Annotated in this window: 1 protein-coding gene; it reads left to right on the plus strand. The window is 35.8% G+C overall.

What is annotated here, in order from left to right; translation table 11 throughout:
- Positions 1-167: 167 nt before the first annotated feature.
- Entirely contained in the window at positions 168-476 is a 309-nt protein-coding gene (locus ACFPXP_RS08005) for a hypothetical protein (protein ID WP_379893714.1), read from the plus strand.
- Positions 477-850 lie beyond the last annotated feature (374 nt).

The following is an 850-nucleotide window of genomic DNA, read 5'->3' on the forward strand; positions in this document are numbered from 1 at the left end:
ATCTTAGTTAGCGTGTGCCTATGAAATTCTCGGTGTTTTTCTATGCATTCCGAGAAAAAACCTTGATCTTATGGGATTTTCGATCCCTTGTGTACCTATTTTGAGTGATTTACTGTCGAACTCGGGTAGTATATGGTAATATAATTATGAAAGGAGGCTGGTATGGAATGTTTGCACAGATTTTTCTCGGTATTTGGATGCTTGTAAGAGGGTTGTGCCATCTTTTCAAACTTAACTTTCTTCTTAGAAAATCAGTAATGCATACTTTAAGTGAAGAGGAGCTGGCTTCTTTCCACAGAGGATTGGTTTTACCATATATTTTACTTGGGATGACTTTTATCATTATGGGAATTGTTGAAAGTAAGGACATTTTATCAATGCCTCTTTTTCTAGCGATATATATTATTTTGGGTGCTGTGTCATTAACCCTCATTTTAATAAATAACAAAAAACACTCAGGCTATTATATTTGGTAGTACTTCTAGAAAAGGATGAAATGAAGTCAAAAGTTACAAATGAATGGGAAATAAGCCACCGAAAAAGGGTGGCTTATTCCTTGGACATTAATGAATAAACCTCAGAAACAGAGTCTTATGGAAAGAACAAACATCATACGATAATTTCGATTTTTACCGGCTTATTTTGAATGGTTGCAGTCAGGTAGATAGGTTTGATCCCAGTTCCGTGTTAGAATATAACAAACACATCAGTTAATTTAACCATCTATTTAGCCCCCAAATGAACTTGGACAGTACACCCCTTATTCCGATAGAATGAAATCAGTCGGAGGGGAACGCATTGGAAAGAAAACGGTATGATCTGAACTTTAAGAAAATGGTTGTAGCCAAGG

It is taken from the genome of Marinicrinis lubricantis, from assembly GCF_042658665.1.
Taxonomy (GTDB): Bacteria; Bacillota; Bacilli; order Paenibacillales; family KCTC-33676; genus Marinicrinis; species Marinicrinis lubricantis.

Coding starts and splice junctions, on each gene's coding strand:
- ACFPXP_RS08005 (WP_379893714.1), top strand. CDS start 168: ATGTTTGCACAGATTTTTCTCGGTATTTGGATGCTTGTAAGAGGGTTG.